We start from the raw sequence: 19,250 nt of genomic DNA on the forward strand, positions 1-19,250 counted from the left end.
ATTCTTCGTTCTTAGCGAATCTACTCCTTATTGTTAATTATGCAAACTAAGGAGTGGCATCGTGCTTAAACCTATAGTTATTGCCCTGATGGTGGCAACGCTCACGCTTTCACAAACGCTGGGAGCAGTAGCCTCCACGTTGTCGATCAGCAATTGGCAGGCTAGCGGCTCGCAAATGTGGCGCATAACCTTTCCGGGTGATACCAGCGGCTTAGCTGACTCACAGCAGGCTAATAGCGGTGCTTCTGAGCTTTATTATCCACACTCAGGCAATTACGCTACAATCAATTATGAATATGAACTATCTCCTAACCGTAAGCTAACCATAGAAGCCGGAATTTTAGGCACATTAACACCGGCAACCGGCAGTGATTCGGACTGGGATTATTCGAAATCTCAAGACTTATGGTATTATGGCGTTTTTCAGACAAATGGCAGCAGTACCTTTATTAATATTGATGTTAAGCAGGCTACCAGCCCTAACACGGAGTTCTTTTACGGGTATGGGTATTCAAACAGCCAATATTCCATGACTAACGGCTATTATTCAATAATGAATTATGTTGAAACCACCACATCTTTGCCTAATCTTAACTCGACTTATTCCATGGTTTATCACGGACCACATGTAGGGTTTTCAGGCACGAAACAACTAGCGCCAAAACTTGCGCTAGTCGGCAGTATCTCTTATTCACCACTCGCGTTAGCTCAAGGTCAGGGTTGGTGGAATCTGCGTAATCTGGATTTTGAGCATCTCGGCTCAGGCCAAATGCTGGACGGAAAAATCGGCTTGCGCTATCTTGTGGCAGGGCGCCATGACAACGCTCTCACCTTAGGCTATCGTTATCAGCAACACCGTTTATATACGGGTTCTGAAGATACTAGTTCAGCAATTACCTGGACAGACGCCACTAAAATACAGCAAGGATGGTACATGGGCGGAGATTTTAAATTTTAATACCATCCGAAAAGCAAAACAACAACCGGTGTGCTACAGGTTGTTGTTTTGCTGACTGCCGCCTGGCTGTTTTGATTTGGAGAGCATTGAACCAACAATTATAACAATAATCGCAAAGGCAGCTGGTATTGCCCAGTGTGTCCAAGGATAAGGTTCTATGAGCGGCAAGATTTTTTTATCGGCGATCGCCATCTCACCTGCAGTCCACCCCAGAAATGCCGCGCCAATGGTAATAATAATCGGCCAGCGTTCCATAAGCATGTGGATTACTTTACTGCCCCAAATAATAATAGGAATACTAATAGCCAAGCCAATAACCAGTAAAGTTACGTTACCTTTTGCCACTGCAGCAATTGCAATAACATTATCAATACTCATCACCAGATCGGCTATAATAATGGTTTTGATAGCATCGCCTAAGCTGTTTTTAGCCTCTAATTCTTCATGGTTTTCTTCGCCAGCTAAAAGATTAATAGCAATCCAAAGCAAGGCTAGACCACCAATCAATTGTAAGTACGGAATCTTAAGCAAAATAATGGCTGCAAAAGTTAGAAGTATCCTTAATCCAATGGCCCCGGCACCGCCCCAAAATATGGCCTTTTTTTGTTGTTCTGGCGGTAGCTTGCGGCTGGCAAGGGCGATAACCAAGGCATTGTCGCCACTTAAGAGCAAATTAACCGTAATAATACTAAGAAGCGCTACTGCCCAATCCACAACTTCACCTCCATTAATCTGGCCGCACCTATAACAATATTAGTATTACCGCTTTTCTAATAATTGTACCTGACAGATATAGCCAACCTGGATTTTACAAAATCCGGTTGGCTACATCTGTCAACTGCTCTAGATTACGGCATTCAAATAGTTGTCTGCAATACGGTTGGTATTCTTTCATCAGGCAGTCGCCCTCAAGCCAGTCACTTTCCGGCAGTGGGTTAAGCCAATAAACCGCTTGTGCCCGTTCTGTAATCTTTGCCAATTCTTCGCTGCCACCTGGATGCCAGTTATTGCGGCCGTCACCTAGAATAATCACTTTAGTGCGAGCCGTTATCGCGGGGAGTTCATGTCTGGCAATCTGCTCAAACACTAAATCGTAGCGGGATAAGCCTACTCGCCGGTTAAAGCGGTCTCTTAGATGTCTGGCCTGGAAAAAAGCGTTCACGTCCTGATTTTTAAACCAGTCAGTCACCTCGACAGCTTCATCAACAAAGACAAAAGAGCGGATATTGGCGTAACGCCTGTGCGCCGCCTGCACTAATTGCAGCATAAACCGGCTAAATCGCTCTACCGAGTTGGAGACATCACAGAACAACCATAAGTCAACTTTACTTTTCACCTTGTCCCTATATTTTAGTCGCAAAGGACAACCACCGGTACGCACAACTTCCTGAAAAGTGCGGCGGATATCAACTTTGCCGCGTTTAGCATGACGCAAACGGATACCTGGCCGTTCGGCTAGCTTTTTCGCCAATTTGGTAATCTCTTGTTCGACGGCTGTTATTTCAGCTGCTGTCAAACAATCGAACTCGCGACGGCGGATATTAGCAAACTCAACCAGTTTAATTATATGCTGCCGGCCAAACTGCCTTACGGCTTTTCGTTCAAGCTCCCGGCGAATAAGTGCCTCTAATTGGGCAAAGATTTTTTGCCACTTTTGAAATGCGCTCTCTTTCATCTGTTCTGTAACATAACGACGCTCAACCTTGTTCACAGCCTCAAACCATCTTAACCCTACCTGAACTTGGCGCAGTTTATTTGATATTTCTTCAGGCTGAGCATTATCAAGCGGCATTTCAGCGGTAACTTGTCTTGCCAATTCTTCCAGTACAGCAGCCGGCTGGTTGTCAATCATTTCTAGTAAGCCGTCGGCATCTCCTCCGGCACCAGCTGAACTGCGTCCACTACCATCAGCAGTCGCGCCTTTGATTGTAAGTGCCTCTTGCTTTGGCTTGACTTGTTCTACCGGGGGCGTAAGGTCAAAGTATAAATCAAACAACGCAGTAAACACCGGACGCTCCCACATGCTCTTAACCAGTGTTGTCTCAAGCACACCACGTAATAGTACTGGGTCAAACTCGGTAAGTTCGGCGGCCTTCAGGGCATCAGCTGCTTCCATTGTCGTTACCGATAGACCGGCTTCGCGCAGCAAGCGAACAAAATCAACAAGCATTTGTTTCATGGTTTTATTAAGTAGGGCAACTTATCGGCAATAAGATCGCGGTCTTTGGTATATTTGAGCAAAGCAGTTAGCGTAGCGCGCGCTGCATCAGCCGTCAGTTCGCCCCCTAATATATTCATCGACTGCACCCAATCAATACTTTCAGTGACGCTGGGTGGCTTTTTAAGTGGCTGTTTGCGAATATTTTGGATAAATTCGACAAGTTGGCTGGCGAATTTACGGTCAACGTCCGGCACATTGATTTCAACAATGGCCAGCTCCCGTTCAAAATCCGGATAATCAATATGAAAGTGCAGGCACCGACGGCGCAGGGCATCACCTAGTTCCCGAGTACTATTAGAGGTCAGTACAACATGCGGCCGGGTAGCAGCCTTTATCGTGCCAAGCTCAGGAATAGTTACCTGCCAGTCTGATAACGCTTCTAAGAGAAAACTTTCGAACTCCTGATCGCTCTTGTCAATTTCGTCGATGAGCAGAACTACCGGTTCAGTGCTGGTAAGCGCCGTTAAGAGCGGGCGTTTTAACAAAAATTCCTGGTCAAAGATTTGCTGTCTCCCATTTTCCCATCCACGCTCAGCCAAGGCTTCGATTTGGATATAGAGCAGTTGTTTCTGATAGTTCCATTCATACAAGGCTTTACTTTCATCAAGCCCTTCATAGCATTGCAGCCGAATCAGCTGGCAACCGCGCAAGCGAGACCACGCTTTGGCCAATTCAGTTTTACCAACACCGGCTGGGCCTTCCAATAACAGCGGCTTTTCCAGGTTTTCCGCTAAATACAGGGCTGCAGCCAGATTATCATCAGCTAGATAGCCAATGGCGGCTAACCCTGCCTTCAACTCATTAATTGCTTCGTTCACTGTTACCAACTCCGTCACTTTGATTACTTACCGATTGATCATCTTTACTGCCGAAAAATTTTATCCATGTCAATATAGACATGCAGCCCAAAGTTACAACATTTGCAAGAAATACTGGTATGCTGCTGATATAATAGCCGTATATCATCCAGAAAAAAACACCAGTTGTCATCATGACAATCCACGCAGTTGAAAAATCGCCTGCCGATTTACTTTTGATTGTTTTTAATACTTGTGGAAAAAAGGATACGGTCGTAAGAATTCCGGCCAGACTGCCGATAAATTCAATCATTAGGATACTCCTTCCCATCCTTGAGCACTTTTACAATGTTTCTAACACAGGCTATGTCTTTTAACGGATTACCTTTGAGTACCAGCAAATCTGCTCGTTTATTTGTTTCAACTGTCCCTACTTCATCCCCCAGCCCTATTGCTTGAGCCGACAAACGGGTAGCCGACTGCAGTGCAGCAGATGGCGGCAGGCCGCACTCGACCAATAAACAGATTTCCCGCCACATATCACCATGCATTACCCCCAGAGCCCCGGCATCAGTACCGGCAACAATGTTGGCTCCAGCCTGAAATGCCCTAAGTACCATGGATTGGTGACGTAAATACACAGACTCAATGTTATCTTCTGGGAGTGTCTTAGCCTGGTGGGTCCGGCCATAATCCAGCATCCGTTCAAAGGGAACTAATGTTGGTATCCAATATACCCCGCTCTCAGTTATTAAATCCGTGGTATCCTCGTCAATGAGCGCACCATGTTCCAGGGTGGTTACACCCACCGCTAATGCCTGACGAACACCATCTATGCCGTTGGCGTGCACAGCAACCGGCTTTTTTAACCGTTGCGCCTCATTTACAACAGCTTGGGCCTCAGCCAATGACAGTTCGACAAAACCGGCATCCTGGCGAACAAAATTTACACAGCCTGTCATCATAAATTTTATACAGTCCGCATTGCCTTTGGCCTGTTCGCGTACTGCTTTAATCATCTCGTCTGGCCCATCAGCTTCCCGTCCGCCAGCATAATGAAAATGACCGCCGGTAATTGAAATGGCTTGCCGGGAAGTCAGCACCCGGGGACCGGAAACGACGCCTTGATTAATAGCCTTTTTTACTAATGAATTGATCCCATAAGGTCCGCCTAAATCGCGAACAGTAGTCACACCCTGTTTAAGCGTCAGGGCCAGATTCTTAACCGCTCGGATAAGAGTTGTTTCTTTGTCTTCTTTCCACCGTAAGGTACGGACTTTTTGATCAGAGATGCCTTCCAGAAATAAATGCACATGCGGATCAATGAGCCCAGGCATAACAGTGTACGCAGAATAGTCTACGGCTGCAGCTACTTGGTCTGCAGCAAAGTCTCCCGCCTGTCCTCTGCCGACAATAAATCCGTCTTTGACCGCCAGATAACAGGCAGCTTGAGCTGGCCCGCCTGTACCATCAATCAATAAACCAGCTTTTATTAGCATCACAGCAAGTTCCCTCTTCCATATATTTCTTCATGCAGCAGGATATATTTTGGGTTTCCCGCCGACATCAACATTATTGCGGTGTGTATGCAGAAATATTCTGCATACATTTACCAAGTACCTGCCAAATCTATACAGAATATTTTAGAAAACCGACCTTGACATTATGTCACTGTCTAAGTATAATTACAAATGTAATATAGATAATTCAATCATGGGGGTATAGCTCAGCTGGGAGAGCGCTTGAATGGCATTCAAGAGGTCAGCAGTTCGATCCTGCTTATCTCCACCAAGTTAAAAAGCTTGTAAGGTTTTTACCTTGCAGGCTTTTTACTTTCTCTCAACCGAGTTGCAGCTCGTATAGGAATATTCAAACTGATCCAGCTTTTGCTGTATATAATACCTTGACTGATATGCGTCTGTAAGATAAACTAGTATCAACCCATGCTATATTCTAAAGGGAAGTAGCCTGCAAATGCAGCACTTGTGAGGTAGCGTCAACACACATCGCTCAGTCTGGCCTACCATTGGTAAATACCAATTAGCGAGACCTTTAGTATGGATTTAGGCCATGCCAAAGTGTTTCGCTTTTTAGTCCTGTTAGGAAAGTATAACTTTCCTCCTGGATAAGGCAAACATCGGCCTCCGCTGTCGCCTAAAGGCTCGGCGCAAGCCGTGTTTTCTTATTGTTTAAACTGCGAAATAGAAAAAATCTAAATAGAGGGGAGCGTGTCAATGGAAGCAATCGTAGAAATACTTTTAGAATGGGGTCTTACCGGCCTCTTAATTGCCGCGTTCACAGAGTCATTTATTTCTCCTGTATTGCCTGACCTGCTTCTCATCCCCTTAGCATTGGCCAACCCGCAAAATGCTATATACTATGGCTTGGCCACTACTGTTGTATCTGTCTTAGGTGGTGTGATCGGCTATATGCTGGGACTAAAGATTGGACTGCCTGCGGCCCGCAAGTTTATACCTGACCGATATATAGATAAGATATACGGAACAGTAAAAGAAAATGCCTTATGGGCTGTATTTTTAGCCTCCCTATCCCCTATTCCGTATAAGTTTGTCAGCATAACAGCCGGAGCACTAAAAATAAACATGCCGTTATTTTTTGCCATTTCTTTCCTTGGTCGCGGTAAACGCTTCTTACTTGAGGGAGTACTGATTTACTATTTTGGTCCCCAAGCTGTAGCAATGTTTAACCAACATAAAGATGATTTGATGATTATCTCGCTTATCGTTATAGCAGGCATAGGGCTAATTGCGTACGTTATGAAAAAGAGTAAAAAGGCGAAACCCATGGTCAATGAGTTATAATTTTTTGCCCGCTGCTGTTAAAAGCTTGCGGGCTCCTTATTTAAGGAGGATTCACGTGGATTTTTGCAAATCGATTCTGTATTTTATCTTAGCTGGTGTGTGTGAAATCGGCGGTGGATATCTTATCTGGCTGTGGCTACGTGAGGGAAAAGGCATAATGTACGCTGTAGCTGGAGCCGTTATCCTCATTATTTATGGAATCATCCCTACCCTTCAACCAGCTAATTTTGGCCGAGTATATGCGGCGTATGGAGGTGTTTTTATTGTACTCTCCATTTTGTGGGGCTGGGGTGTCGATAAGGTAGCACCTGACAAATTTGATATAATCGGCGGCCTGGTAGCTCTTGTGGGGGTTTTGATAATTATGTATTGGCCCCGGGTTTGATGCAGTGAGTAAACGGATATGATATACTTGTAATCATACATATTATTTCATTACAGGGAGAGTGTTATCGTAATTTTGGACACAGCCTCGATTAGTACCGAGATTGTTATTATTTTGGTTCTTATTCTTGCGAATGGATTATTTGCATTAACTGAAATGGCTATCGTATCTTCCCGGAAGAGCCGTTTAGAAAACATGGCTGCCAGCGGCAGCAAAGGTGCTCAAGCCGCGCTCAAGCTAACAGAAGAACCCACGCCGCTTTTATCTGCTGTGCAAATTGGCATTACGCTAATTGGTATTCTTACAGGCGCTTTTGGCGGCGCCAAATTATCTGTTTTTCTTGCTTCCCTATTAAATACACTTCCGTTCCTTCGTGGCTACAGTGATGCCATCAGTCTTGCCATTGTCGTAGGCACCATCACCTATTTATCACTGATCATTGGTGAATTGGTACCAAAAAAATTAGCGCTCAATAATCCTGAGAAAATCGCCACAGCCGTTGCTAGACCAATGTCAGCGTTTGTACGGATTAACAGGCCTCTTGTTCATCTCTTAGGCCTGTCAACTAATATGGTAATGAAGCTGTTAGGCGCTAAACCGCCGGAAGAACCGCCAGTCACTGAAGAGGAAGTACGAGTGTTAATTGGCCAGGGCGCACAGCATGGAGTCTTTGAAAAGTCTGAACGTGAAATGGTAGAAAAGATTTTTGTCCTTGGTGATATGCGTGTAGGCGCACTCATGACGCCCCGCACCCAGATTAAATGGCTGGATATTGAAGATAACGATCAATACAACCTGCGCATTATCAGGAACACGAATCATCTGTTCTTTCCGCTAGCGCGCGGCACTTTAGATGACATAATGGGTGTTGTTTACTCTAACGAACTCTTATCAAATTATGTCCCCGGCCGGCCTTTACAACTTGAAAAAGCTGCCCGCCAGCCTCTCTATATACCAAAGAACACCCCTGCTTTAAAGGTACTGGAAAAATTTCAGGAAACTGGAATTTATGTTGCGCTCGTGGTAGATGAATATGGCGGCATCTCTGGTTTAATCAGCCTCTACGATATTGCTGAACATATTGTCGGTGATATGCCATATCTCGGTGAAGATGAAGACCCTGATATTGTTGCCCGCGACGATGGATCATGGCTAGTCGACGGAATGCTGTCAGCAGAGGAATTGAAAGAGCTGCTTGACATTGACCGTTTACCTGGCGAAGAGCGAGGTTACTTTCAGACCCTTGGTGGGTTTATTGTTTCATATCTCGGCCATATACCTAGTGCCGCAGACTACTTTATCTGGAGCGGATACCGCTTTGAAATTGTAGATATGGATAAGGCGCGGGTTGATAAAGTTCTTATTACCCGATCATTCATGCAAGACGAAAATACGCATCAATCTGAATAGGACCACAAAACCCTGCGAACAAAAAGTCGCAGGGTTTTTATATATTTTGCAATTAGTAAAGGATTAACGCCAATATAGGAGAATAATTAACTTTTATATATAAACTACTGAGGTGAATTATGCGCAAAACATATATTGGTGCTATTTGCCTATCGCTGGCTGCCAGCCTTTGGGGCGGCCTTTATGTTGTCAGTAAATATGCTATGGATGCGGTTCCCCCTTTTACACTCTTGTTTTTACGTTATTTGACCGCATCTCTGGCCCTTATTTTAGCCTGCCGTCTAAGCGGTATGCCAATTTTCCCTGTCCATGAGCGTAAAGCATTGCTTCAGGTTGGATTCATTGGATATTTTCTATCAATTAGCTCTCAATTTATCGGAACCAACCTTTCGTCTGCCCACATGGGAGCAGTGATTACCACACTATCTCCCATTTTTCAATCACTCTTTGCTATCTGGTTACTTAAAGAACGCATGTCCCATCGTGCGGGAATTGCTATGGCTATCGCGTTTGCCGGTGTATTGGTTATTATTCTTACAAGTGCTAGTGGCGAAAGTGTCGGCCGTGCTTTGTGGGGCAATCTTATCTTGCTGCTGGCAGCTTTGTTTTGGGGCTATCAATCTGTGTTAGCGCGTCAGGCCTCTTTTATCCATTCACCGCTCACAGTTACAACAGCTGGCGTTCTCATTGCCACACTATTTACCGGGGTGGCTTCTTTAACCGAATTAGGAAGCTGGAATTACAATGTGCTGACAACTTGGCCTATTATTCTCAGCATTCTTTATATTGGTATTGCATCCACAGCAGTAGCTTTCTTCACCTGGAATAAGGGCCTATCACTCTTATCTTCTCATCAAGCCGGGCCGTTCTTCTTCTTTCAACCTATTGTCGGCAGCCTGCTTGGCTGGGCGCTGCTGGGCGAGCATCTGACAGTCGCCTTCTTCTCTGGTGCAGCTCTTATTGTTGCCGGTGTTTATCTCAGCTTTAAGCATAGTTAATCAAAAAGCCACCTGACCGGTGGCTAGAAGGTCCGCATCGATGGGTAGCGTTTCTCGTTAATGGTATGCCCATAATCCTCAAGTTGGGTATCTAAAGTACTGCTTGCCAGTATTATCTCAGCATCTGCTGAATTAGAATTGTGCATAAGCTCGCTAAGCTGCTGTCTAAGCGCCTTAACTTGCAGTGAGATGGTCTGTAGTTGTTGATCCATGCATGTACCTCCCTACTTATGTTTCTATTAGTTTTTCCGCAAAATTGAAAAATCATGTAATCGGCATCTACACTTTACAAAACTAGTAATCATTGTCGCTCATGTGAATCTATCAAGCGGGAAAACTAATTTCAGCATTGGGAGGTGATAATTTGACAACCAAAAAAACGGCTTTCTGGAATGGCAAAAATCTTGCTGGTGAATCGCAGGTGGGAGCTAACAGTTTAATCAGCGAAGGCCCTCGGACAAGCCCAACCCAAGCAAAATATGAGGTAAGTAATGATACTATTTCTGCCGCTGGCCTGCAGCCTTCTGCCCAATCTGCCAAAGAGATAACTAAAGAGGGCGGCTGACCTCCCAGAAGATAAGTGGCAGTTTGCCGCAAGCAAGTCGCTAAGGAGGGATTTTATGGCCACTAAAGACTTATTAGATTCCAACAATGCAAAAAATAATAAGCCGGCAGCTAGCATGAATAACGAAAAAAATGCGAACAAGGCTAGCCAAAAAAAGCATATGCCCTGCAAGAATTCTCTTCCCACTTAAAAGCAAAAGAAACAGAAGGCGGCTTAATCGCCACCTTCTGTTTCTTTTGCGTTTAAGTAGGTCCAGCCCTCTTTTTGTTCAATAAGCTGGGCTCTCAGGAGACGTCCGATAGCCCGCTTAAAAGATGCTTTACTGATATTAAACTTTTCCTTAATAATTTCGGGAGGTGAATCGTCACTATACGGCATCTGGCCGCCTCTAGCCCGAAGTACTTCAAGTATTTTCTCAGCGTCAACATCCATGGCATTTTCTTTGACCGGACGCATGGAGACATTAAGGCGTCCATCTTCTCTAAGAAAGGTAACCCGGGTCTCAAGTTCCTCGCCAACGCGTGGACGCTCAGTCATCTCATCATTATGAAGAAACGCAATAAACCTGTCTTTAGTAAAAAGAAAGGCTCCTTGGTCGCTATAATTGTACACTGAACCAATAACAGTATCACCAACTTTTACGCCTTCAGCCGGTTTGGAAGCCTGTCTGAGCTCATCTTCCACTTCCATCGTAACAGCAGGACGACCGGATTTATCGCGATATAGCTTGACCCATACCTTTTCCCCGCGGCGCGGCATCCCTCTTCTGCCAGCATGGGGCATAAATACTCCCCGCTCAGCGCCAATATTGACAAAGGTTCCATCGCGAGTTGTGTTAATCACTTCAACTCTGGCAACTTGTCCTTCCCGCATCTGAGGCAGTCGCATACTGGCTGTCAACCGGCCTTTAGGATCTGCATACAGGTATACCTTGACAGTTTGTCCTACGGTGACTTCTTCAGCCTGCTGCACCTTATGCAGCAATATATCGTCACTGGTATTACCGGTGCCAGCGTCGAGAAATGCCCCCATTTCACTTTTACGGACTACAGTCAAATCAACTACATCGCCCGGTTTATAGTTATGTTTACGGTTATCCATGATTACACCTAACCTTGATAAACTACTTGTTTGGCATCGCCCCACAGACGCTCAAGCTTGTAGAATTGCCGATCATCTTCGACAAATACATGAGCTACACAGTGGCCATAATCCAGAAGCACCCAATGCGCATCACGGTAGCCTTCTTTGTGTAGTACTTTAATCCCCTGCTCGGCAAGCTGTTCCTCAATGTTATCAGCAATGGCTTGCACCTGGGTAGTTGAGTTAGCACTACAGATGACGAAGTGGTCAGTCACCGGTGAGATGCCGGTTAAATCCATAATCACGATATCGCGTGCTTTTTTGTCGCTGGCAGCCTTAGCTACTAATTCAGCTAAATTATTGTCCGTTTGAATCATTCGTTAAAAAATACCTCCTGGAACACTCTTCTTTAAATAGCTTTTTCTTTCCAAATTTATTTTATTCGGGCTAAGAAGCCAATTTTCCTGCAAAAAAAAGGTAAAGCGCAATAAAATGCACTTTACCGTCCATAATCTTTAATTTTTACGGGTAGAACCAAGATTTTCCTGATATACCCCGCTAACTTTGGCTGTAAGCATAAACATTGTTTCGACCAACTGCTTTGTCTGTTCCTTGTCAGGTACCCAATAACTAAGCCCCTCAATTGTCGCAAAATCTCCAGGCAACATTTCAGTATGAAGGTTACTTGAGCTAAAGCTCTTGAGACTGTTGGCCACTTTAGCCATGGTGATTGCCGACATATCTGTCTCAACATATTGGTTAAGGGTATTAACTAGCGCAGGTAATTTCAAAATGGTACCTACTTGCATCATCTCTTTAGCTAGCGCTTTTAAGAAACGCTGCTGGCGCTGCACTCGGCCAATGTCACCAAGCTCATCGCTGCGAAAACGTACATATTGGCCAGCCTTTTCTCCGTCTAAGTGCTGATACCCCTTCTTAATATTAATATCAAGGTTAGCGTAGGGATCCTCGTAGTTCATATCATGCTCAACATAGAGGTCAACTCCGCCCAGGATATCAATCACCTTAATAAACGCCTGCCAGTCAATGACTACATAGTAATTGATCGGAATGTGCAAGAATTGCTCAACAGTGCTGCGAGTCAGCTCAGCTCCACCATAGGCATACGCATGGTTTAGCTTGTCATAGCCTTTGCGCCCTGGAATATTGACCTTAGTATCACGCGGTAATGACAATAAATTCACAGTCCCGTCTTGCGGGCTAATGCTTGCTACCATCATGGTATCTGAGCGCCTAGCCGTATCATAAGGATTCTCATGATCCTTATCATCCACTCCCAGGAGCAGAATATTTACTCTGTTGCTTAGCGTTTCTGGCATACGTTGAGTAGACTTGACGACTTGCGTTGCCGGCGGAGTACGAACAATATTAAGGTAAGCGTATACAGTAGCGCCAGCTAATGCCACTACAGCAACCAACAACATGACAAGCAGGATTAGCACCCTATCCCAACGAATTGTACGCCGCCGCTGGCCCGATTTGTTCCGACGATCGTTCATGGTATCATCTCCTCTCCCGAAAGACAACACCCTTCACTTAAATTAAGTTGTTTGTCTTTGTAATAGTAAATAATTCCGACCCTCAACAGTAGCCGGATGTATAAGCGCACCCTGCTCAATCACATAGTGAAGGGACTTATCATATGCGGCAAGCATTGCCGCGTCTAAATTATCTGAAGCTAAACTGCGAAGCTTGTCTATGCCTGGGAAATCCCGGCTTGGCTCAATAAAATCAGCCAGGTAAATAATCTTATCAAGGTTTGATAAATCACGTCCGCCTGTGGTATGAAGCGCAATGGCCTTCAAAATGTGCGGGTCGTCAACCCCATATTCCTTTTGGGCCAGACAAGCACCAAGCGGCGCATGTAAAAGCACCGGCTGACAACGCTCGACATCATTCACCACTATAGCAAAGACTTCGGCCATTTGCAATAGGTTATTGCTGGGTATAGCCCGAGCACAATCGTGAAGTAATCCAGCCAATTTGGCCTTAGCCACATCTTCTGCAAAGCGGGCGGCGAGTTCTGCAGCCGTCTGACTCACACCAAGCGAATGGCTGAACCGTTTAGCCGATAAGGTTTGTGACAGTTTGCCTACTGCCTGATTATAGTCCAATATTTGACACCACCTATTCTCAATTACTAAAATTCGTCAGTTTGTGCAGATTTCCTCTTTATATAAATAAAAAACCTCCTAAAAATAGGAGGTGAATAGAGCATACAGAAAACAATCATCTAAGTATAAGGCTACTTTAAATTTATCCTTGCCTCGGTTTAGCTTCATTAACAACAATCTGGCGGCCTGCGAAGTCAAAGCCGTTCATGGCCTCAACCATTTTATCTGCGTCAGCATCTTCCACTTCCACAAACCCGAAACCACGGGAACGACCCGTTTCTTTATCAGTAATTATTCTGCTTGAAACCACAGAACCATGCGGACGAAAAGCATCGGCAAGAGCTGTTTCTGTGGTGTTCCAAGGCAGATTACCGACATAGAGTGTTTTTGCCATAAGGAATCACCTCCGTTACATCAGGATACTTAAACAAAATAGATTTTACGTTAACATTATCTGCAAAAATACAGGTTTTATGCTTGCCAAAACGCTGCCTTAATTTGGGAGCTAGCGGTATAACCCTTCTTTATAAATATAATCTTCTACGCTTTCGGGGACTATATATTTAATGGAACGGCCTTTTTTTATCCTTTCCCGAATGTCAGTTGAAGATATCTCTAGCTCCGGCGTAGCTAAGCGTTGGATACTACGCCGTCCTTTTACACCAAATTGCTTGATGACCTGGTCGATATAACTAATACAGCCAGGACGTGTAGCAGCCACAAAGTAACATAAATCTAAGAGCTGATCAATTTCCTGCCAGCTTGGCAAATCCTTCACTGCATCAGCGCCTGTAATAAAGTAAAATTCAGTGCTGGCACCATAACAATCAATCAACCCTCTGACAGTATCCACCGTATACGAGGGGCCAGAGCGCTCAAGCTCAATGCCTGAAACAAAAAAATGCGGGTTAGAGTATGTGGCCATTACGGTCATAATATAGCGATGAATGGCTGGTGTAACCATTGATTCTTGTTTATGCGGCGGGTTACTCGCCGGAATAAACAAGACTTTATCAAGCTTATATTCAATACGAACAGCTTCAGCCGTGACTAAATGACCTACATGAATGGGGTCAAACGTCCCGCCCATAATACCAACTTTCGCTTTTGCGTGCGCCATGATTATCTGCCTTTCAAATATGCAAAAAATTCCAAAACTTCACCTACTATTATAGCAAATGTCTGGCCTTATGCAAAGCTGTTTAAGGGTTACACCATAAGAAAAGACTTGGCTTGTGCCAAGTCCTTCAGGACGCCGGCAGAAGCCTTAGTCGTTCTTATGTCAACAGAATTGCGTTATAAATTCTGGTAGACTAAATTTATGACCAGCCCCACTATTGCGCTAACGCTTGCCATTATGACTGCTGCCCGAGCGTAATCAACAGCATCGTGACAGCCTTTGGGCGTACGCAAGTAGTTCTTTACAGCGTAACAATACCCTGCCAGCTGTCTTATTTTACCGAATCTGCCCATTACCATTTACCACATACTTAATACTGGTAAGCTCAGCTAGACCCATAGGGCCTCTGGCATGAAGCTTCTGAGTGCTTATACCGATTTCGGCACCAAAACCGAATTCACAGCCATCGGTAAATCGGGTTGAGGCATTGACATAAACAGCTGCTGCGTCGACTTCCTGTTGGAATCGCTGGGCATTATTATAGTCACGGGTAATAATTGCTTCTGAATGGCGAGTACTATAGGCTGCAATATGCTCAAGGGCTGAGTCTAAGCTATCTACCACTCTTACGGCCAGGATTAGATCCAGAAACTCGGCAGCCCAATCTTCCTCGGTTGCTGGTCTAACAGCCTGATGATAGTTCATAGTCTCAGGACAGCCTCTTAATTCAACGCCAGCCTGGTGATAACGCTCCAACATGGCAGGTAAAAACTCAGCTGCTATGCCACTATGTACCAGCAAGGTCTCCATGGAATTGCACACTCCTGGACGCGATACCTTGGCATTGAAAGCAATGTCCTGAGCCATCGTGAGGTCAGCAGTAGCATCAACAAAAGTATGACATACGCCTGTACCTGTTTCGATCACCGGCACAGTACTATTTTCAACAACAGTCCTAATCAGACCAGCCCCACCACGAGGAATAATTACATCAAGATACTTATTGAGTTTCAGCATGGCCGTTACGGCCTGCCGGTCAGTCGTCTCGACAAGCGCAATCACCCCGTCCGGAATACCAGCAGCCGTTGCAGCTTTAGCAATAATAGCCGTAACTGCGGTATTAGAGCTAATGGCCTCTGAGCCGCCACGCAAAATCACCGCATTGCCGGACTTTAGGCAGAGCCCAGCGGCATCGACAGTAACATTAGGCCTGGCTTCATAGATAATGCCAATAACGCCCAACGGTACACGTAACTTGGTGATTGAAAGACCATTAGGTCTAACCCAGCCTGATAAAACTTCGCCGATAGGGTCAGGCAATGTCGTAATCTGCCGCAGGCCTTCGGCCATGGCTTTTATTCTAGCTTCATTCAGCAGCAAACGGTCAATAAGTGGCCTCACCATACCGTTTGCTTCAGCCTGCTCAACATCTTTTGCATTAGCAGCAACAATTACAGCTTGCTCTCGCTCTAAGGCATCTGCCATGGCTAACAATGCCTGATTTTTCACAGCCGTTGATAGCGTAGCCAGCTGGCGGGCCGCCTGTTTGGCCACTGCGCCTTTTTCTGCAAGCTCGGTTATGTAGTCCATACTCCCTCTCCCCTCTTAAACCAAAAGTACCAGATTATCGCGATGCACAACCTCATCATACGGCTTAGACCCTAATATATTAGTAATTTCATGGGTATGAACCCCCATGATTTTTTTTACGTCTTCAGCACTATAGTTAGATATACCACGAGCCAATTCCCGCCCGCTGCCACTTCTTATACTAATGGTATTACCTAATTCAAAATCACCGTCTGCAGCAACGATCCCAGCAGCTAAAAGGCTTGATCCGCCGTTTAAGAGGGCCTGCTCACAGCCTTTGTCCACTGTAACCCAGCCACTCACACTAACCCCAAATGCCAGCCAGCGTTTCCTGATTTGCAGGCGATTTTCCTTTGAAATGAAAATCGTGCCCACCTTGTTTCCCTTCAGTACTTCACGGACTACCCCATCACTTCCACCTGAGGCAATAACCATGGTTACACCAGAATTAACGGCAATCTTGGCCGCTTGAATTTTGGTATACATACCGCCTGTACCGCATAATGTTCCAGGACCACCGGCTAATTCTTCGATTGCCGGGGTAATATCGGTAATTTCACTAAGCAGTGTGGCACCTGGATTGGTCTGCGGATTAGCAGTATAAACACCCTCTACATCTGACAAAATGATGAGCAGGTCGGCATCGATAATACTGGCAACCATCGCCGAAAGCGTATCATTGTCACCGATTTTCAGTTCATCTATAGCAACGGCGTCATTTTCATTAATAATGGGAATGACGCCCTGATTTAAGAGCGCCATTAATGTGTTGCGGGAGTTGGTATATCGCTTGCGGTTCACTGAATCGGCGCGAGTCAATAACACCTGGGCAACAATTTGGCCATATTCTCCGAACATTTTTTCATAAATATGGAGTAGAATTCCCTGACCGACTGCGGCTGCAGCCTGTTTTTCCGGAATCGTTTTGGGCTTCTCTTTTAACCCCAGGCGGTCGACGCCAGCACCAACAGCGCCGGAACTAACCAGAATAATCTGTTTCCCTTGATTAGCAAGATCAGATAATTCACGAGCTAGTTTCTCAATTCTTAATAGATTAAGTTTTCCAGTAGCATGAGTTAATGTGCTGGTGCCAACCTTTACGACAATTCGTTTTGCATTGTCCAAATTCTCTCTGGTAAGCATGATACTGATACTCCCCCATAATTTACGGCAGTTCTATCTTTGGTTTTTCCTCATTTTTCTTATATAATAAGCCGTTCCGGCCAATTACCTGCACAAGCTCTGCACCAGTGGCCCGGGCCAGGGCAGCAATGGCTGCTTTTGGCTCCTCTGGGCTGTTTTGCAGCACCCGGACTTTAATAATCTCACGGGCCGCCAGTACCTGCTCAGCACTTTCGATAACAGAATCGATTACACCGCCTTTTCCAATCTGAACGACAGGATCAAGTGTGCTGCCAAGCGACCGTAAAAATCGTTTTTGCTTGCCTGATAATATATTTTTTTCTGCTTGCAAAGTAGTTCCTCCTATGGTCTAAACTCAAATTCCATATCCCGAATTCGAACAGTGTCGCCTTCCTTGATGCCGCGTTCTCTAAGTTCCGCATCAATTCCGAGTCTACGCCAGATGGCCTGGAAGCGTTGTACGCCTTCTTCATCACCAAAGCGCGTCATAGCGACAAGTTTCTCAATACCAGCACCTTCGACAACAAAAGCACCATCATCATCCCGCTTAATCGAAAACGCATCTTCAGGTTTAGCCTCATATACTTTGGCTTCTTCGAGCTCTTCTGGTTCTTCCACATAATCAGCCAAAAGTTTGGACGCTCGCTGCATCAGGGCAGTTAACCCATCACCAGTGGCGGCTGAAATCGGATAAATCTCATGACCTAATCCAGTCATGTATTCTGCCACCCTATCATAATTCTCTTGAGCCTCGGGCAAATCCATTTTATTGGCAGCAATAATTTGCGGCCGTTTGAACAGCCTTTCATTGTATAGCTTAAGTTCATTGTTAATTTTGTGGAAATCATCAATCGGATCGCGGCCTTCCATGCCCGAAACATCAAGTACGTGAATGAGCACTTTGGTACGCTCGACATGGCGGAGAAAATCATGCCCTAGACCAACGCCCTCATGTGCACCCTCAATCAGACCTGGAATGTCAGCCAAAACAAAGTTTTGTCCCTCAGCAATACTGACAACACCCAGTACCGGTGATAAGGTAGTAAAGTGATATGCGGCAATCTCTGGCTTGGCTGCCGACACCATGGACAAGATACTCGACTTGCCTACACTTGGATAGCCTAAAAGACCAACATCAGCGAGCAGTTTAAGCTCAAGCAGCAGTGTGCGTTCTTCACCTGGTTCACCTAACTCGGCAAAGGTAGGTGCTCTATGCACACTGTTAACAAAGCGGGCATTACCACGACCGCCGCGACCGCCTTTAGCTACCACGATTGTTTGACCAACTTCAGTAATGTCACCAAGCACCTGCCCTGTGGCTTCATCTTTAATAATGGTTCCTGGTGGCACTTTAATCAGGAGATCTTCGGCCCCCCGGCCATGCATATTGCACGTTTGTCCCTTACCGCCACTGTCCGCTTTAAACAGACGTTTATAGCGAAAATCAATAAGGGTATTAAGGTTTGCATCTCCAATTAACACTACATTGGCACCACGGCCGCCGTCGCCGCCGTTTGGGCCGCCTTTAGGAATGTATTTTTCCCGGCGCATACTGGACATACCGTTGCCACCATTGCCAGCTGTAACGGTTATTTTTGCTCTGTCGATAAACATAGAAATCCCCTTGCGTTTTTATATGTAATATGCGCTATTGCGCCCATTTTTATCCTGTTATAAAGTATACCACGCTACACATATATAGTTAAATGTGCTCATCCTTGTAGGCTGCCAGCACATTTGATATCATCTCAGGGTCGTGCGCCAGCTTTTCGATATACTGCAGCGCCTTTTCACCTCGTCCCAGTTGAATCATGGCATGAATCACCTGCAGATGGTTTAAGAAATCGTGACGCTGGATACGGAGCAGTTTGATTACGTCAGTACATGACGTTACTTCAGAACAGGCTGTGGTTGTCATACAATCATCCTTCCGATATACTGCAGAATGATATGTCTTTCGCTCCCATCAGCCAAAATACCTGTCGGATTTCGGCAACTTTGGTAAAAATTAAAAAACCTGCGG

General features: G+C 45.3%; 25 protein-coding genes and 1 tRNA gene. 8 read left to right on the forward strand and 18 right to left on the reverse strand.

Annotation, left to right across the window (positions count from 1 at the left end; genetic code table 11):
- Positions 1-61 precede the first annotated feature (61 nt).
- Entirely contained in the window at positions 62-958 is an 897-nt protein-coding gene (locus B9A22_RS12875; protein ID WP_084576138.1) for a hypothetical protein, read from the forward strand.
- A gap of 33 nt (positions 959-991) precedes the next feature.
- Here the strand turns inward: B9A22_RS12875 and B9A22_RS12880 are convergent, their stop codons facing one another.
- From B9A22_RS12880 to B9A22_RS12900, 5 genes are all read right to left on the reverse strand, one after another.
- Positions 992-1,672, reverse strand: a complete 681-nt coding sequence (locus B9A22_RS12880) for a TerC family protein (RefSeq protein WP_084576139.1) — start codon at positions 1,670-1,672, stop codon at positions 992-994.
- A gap of 94 nt (positions 1,673-1,766) precedes the next feature.
- Positions 1,767-3,137, reverse strand: a complete 1,371-nt coding sequence (locus B9A22_RS12885; RefSeq protein ID WP_084576140.1) for a VWA domain-containing protein — start codon at positions 3,135-3,137, stop codon at positions 1,767-1,769.
- Positions 3,134-3,997 (reverse strand): AAA family ATPase, encoded by an 864-nt coding sequence (locus B9A22_RS12890; protein WP_084576141.1) that lies wholly within the window; start codon positions 3,995-3,997, stop codon positions 3,134-3,136. Before B9A22_RS12890 ends, B9A22_RS12885 begins: the two co-directional genes overlap by 4 nt.
- A complete protein-coding gene (locus B9A22_RS12895) occupies positions 3,981-4,289 on the reverse strand; it encodes a SemiSWEET family sugar transporter (RefSeq protein WP_217805949.1) in 309 nt (102 codons plus the stop codon). Before B9A22_RS12895 ends, B9A22_RS12890 begins: the two co-directional genes overlap by 17 nt.
- Positions 4,282-5,475: a metal-dependent hydrolase family protein gene (locus tag B9A22_RS12900; RefSeq protein WP_245823984.1), complete on the reverse strand. Its 1,194-nt coding sequence runs from the start codon at positions 5,473-5,475 to the stop codon at positions 4,282-4,284. The genes B9A22_RS12895 and B9A22_RS12900 overlap by 8 nt, the downstream gene beginning before the upstream one ends.
- 216 nt (positions 5,476-5,691) lie before the next feature.
- Between B9A22_RS12900 and B9A22_RS12905 the strand changes: the two genes are divergently transcribed.
- The 5 genes from B9A22_RS12905 (at position 5,692) to B9A22_RS12925 (ending at position 9,591) form a co-directional block, all read left to right on the forward strand.
- Positions 5,692-5,767: transfer RNA gene (locus B9A22_RS12905), tRNA-Ala, on the forward strand.
- Between the two features lie 443 nt (positions 5,768-6,210).
- Positions 6,211-6,798 (forward strand): YqaA family protein, encoded by a 588-nt coding sequence (locus B9A22_RS12910; protein ID WP_084576144.1) that lies wholly within the window; start codon positions 6,211-6,213, stop codon positions 6,796-6,798.
- A gap of 55 nt (positions 6,799-6,853) precedes the next feature.
- Positions 6,854-7,183 (forward strand): YnfA family protein, encoded by a 330-nt coding sequence (locus tag B9A22_RS12915; RefSeq protein ID WP_084576145.1) that lies wholly within the window; start codon positions 6,854-6,856, stop codon positions 7,181-7,183.
- Between the two features lie 75 nt (positions 7,184-7,258).
- Positions 7,259-8,593, forward strand: a complete 1,335-nt coding sequence (locus B9A22_RS12920; RefSeq protein WP_084576146.1) for a hemolysin family protein — start codon at positions 7,259-7,261, stop codon at positions 8,591-8,593.
- A 119-nt stretch (positions 8,594-8,712) separates the two neighbouring features.
- Positions 8,713-9,591, forward strand: a complete 879-nt coding sequence (locus B9A22_RS12925) for a DMT family transporter (RefSeq protein ID WP_084576147.1) — start codon at positions 8,713-8,715, stop codon at positions 9,589-9,591.
- 23 nt (positions 9,592-9,614) lie between these two features.
- On the opposite strand, the gene B9A22_RS12930 is transcribed toward B9A22_RS12925, so the two are convergent.
- A complete protein-coding gene (locus B9A22_RS12930; RefSeq protein WP_084576148.1) occupies positions 9,615-9,803 on the reverse strand; it encodes a hypothetical protein in 189 nt (62 codons plus the stop codon).
- A gap of 152 nt (positions 9,804-9,955) precedes the next feature.
- Here B9A22_RS12930 and B9A22_RS12935 point away from each other — a divergent pair, with 152 nt between their 5' ends.
- Entirely contained in the window at positions 9,956-10,156 is a 201-nt protein-coding gene (locus B9A22_RS12935) for a hypothetical protein (protein WP_084576149.1), read from the forward strand.
- Positions 10,157-10,211: 55 nt separating this feature from the next.
- Entirely contained in the window at positions 10,212-10,346 is a 135-nt protein-coding gene (locus B9A22_RS26335; RefSeq protein ID WP_281252394.1) for a hypothetical protein, read from the forward strand.
- Between the two features lie 23 nt (positions 10,347-10,369).
- On the opposite strand, the gene B9A22_RS12940 is transcribed toward B9A22_RS26335, so the two are convergent.
- The 12 genes from B9A22_RS12940 to B9A22_RS12990 all read right to left on the reverse strand — a co-directional run bounded on the left by B9A22_RS12940 (position 10,370) and on the right by B9A22_RS12990 (position 19,145).
- Positions 10,370-11,257, reverse strand: a complete 888-nt coding sequence (locus B9A22_RS12940; RefSeq protein WP_084576150.1) for a CvfB family protein — start codon at positions 11,255-11,257, stop codon at positions 10,370-10,372.
- Between the two features lie 8 nt (positions 11,258-11,265).
- Positions 11,266-11,616, reverse strand: a complete 351-nt coding sequence (gene rsfS, locus B9A22_RS12945; protein ID WP_084576151.1) for a ribosome silencing factor — start codon at positions 11,614-11,616, stop codon at positions 11,266-11,268.
- A 138-nt stretch (positions 11,617-11,754) separates the two neighbouring features.
- Complete coding sequence (locus B9A22_RS12950; protein ID WP_084576152.1) at positions 11,755-12,759, reverse strand: LCP family protein; 1,005 nt, start codon at positions 12,757-12,759, stop codon at positions 11,755-11,757.
- Positions 12,760-12,801: 42 nt separating this feature from the next.
- Positions 12,802-13,374 carry a bis(5'-nucleosyl)-tetraphosphatase (symmetrical) YqeK gene (yqeK, locus tag B9A22_RS12955; RefSeq protein ID WP_084576153.1) on the reverse strand — a complete coding sequence of 191 codons (573 nt, stop codon included), beginning with the start codon at positions 13,372-13,374 and terminating at the stop codon, positions 12,802-12,804.
- Positions 13,375-13,516: 142 nt separating this feature from the next.
- Positions 13,517-13,768 (reverse strand): RNA recognition motif domain-containing protein, encoded by a 252-nt coding sequence (locus tag B9A22_RS12960; protein WP_084576154.1) that lies wholly within the window; start codon positions 13,766-13,768, stop codon positions 13,517-13,519.
- Positions 13,769-13,879: 111 nt separating this feature from the next.
- On the reverse strand, positions 13,880-14,494 hold the full coding sequence (gene nadD / locus B9A22_RS12965) for a nicotinate-nucleotide adenylyltransferase (RefSeq protein WP_084576155.1): 615 nt from the start codon (positions 14,492-14,494) through the stop codon (positions 13,880-13,882).
- A 176-nt stretch (positions 14,495-14,670) separates the two neighbouring features.
- On the reverse strand, positions 14,671-14,847 hold the full coding sequence (locus tag B9A22_RS25445; protein ID WP_176215506.1) for a hypothetical protein: 177 nt from the start codon (positions 14,845-14,847) through the stop codon (positions 14,671-14,673).
- A complete protein-coding gene (locus tag B9A22_RS12970) occupies positions 14,831-16,084 on the reverse strand; it encodes a glutamate-5-semialdehyde dehydrogenase (RefSeq protein WP_084576156.1) in 1,254 nt (417 codons plus the stop codon). Before B9A22_RS12970 ends, B9A22_RS25445 begins: the two co-directional genes overlap by 17 nt.
- Before the next feature lie 15 nt (positions 16,085-16,099).
- Positions 16,100-17,227 (reverse strand): glutamate 5-kinase, encoded by a 1,128-nt coding sequence (gene proB, locus B9A22_RS12975; RefSeq protein ID WP_084576157.1) that lies wholly within the window; start codon positions 17,225-17,227, stop codon positions 16,100-16,102.
- Between the two features lie 22 nt (positions 17,228-17,249).
- Positions 17,250-17,558: a ribosome assembly RNA-binding protein YhbY gene (gene yhbY / locus B9A22_RS12980; RefSeq protein WP_245823980.1), complete on the reverse strand. Its 309-nt coding sequence runs from the start codon at positions 17,556-17,558 to the stop codon at positions 17,250-17,252.
- Positions 17,559-17,569: 11 nt separating this feature from the next.
- Complete coding sequence (obgE, locus tag B9A22_RS12985) at positions 17,570-18,841, reverse strand: GTPase ObgE (protein WP_084576158.1); 1,272 nt, start codon at positions 18,839-18,841, stop codon at positions 17,570-17,572.
- 88 nt (positions 18,842-18,929) lie between these two features.
- On the reverse strand, positions 18,930-19,145 hold the full coding sequence (locus tag B9A22_RS12990) for a Spo0B domain-containing protein (RefSeq protein WP_084576159.1): 216 nt from the start codon (positions 19,143-19,145) through the stop codon (positions 18,930-18,932).
- Positions 19,146-19,250: the final 105 nt, after the last annotated feature.

Source organism: Sporomusa malonica (assembly GCF_900176355.1).
GTDB classification, from domain to species: domain Bacteria; phylum Bacillota; class Negativicutes; order Sporomusales; family Sporomusaceae; genus Sporomusa; species Sporomusa malonica.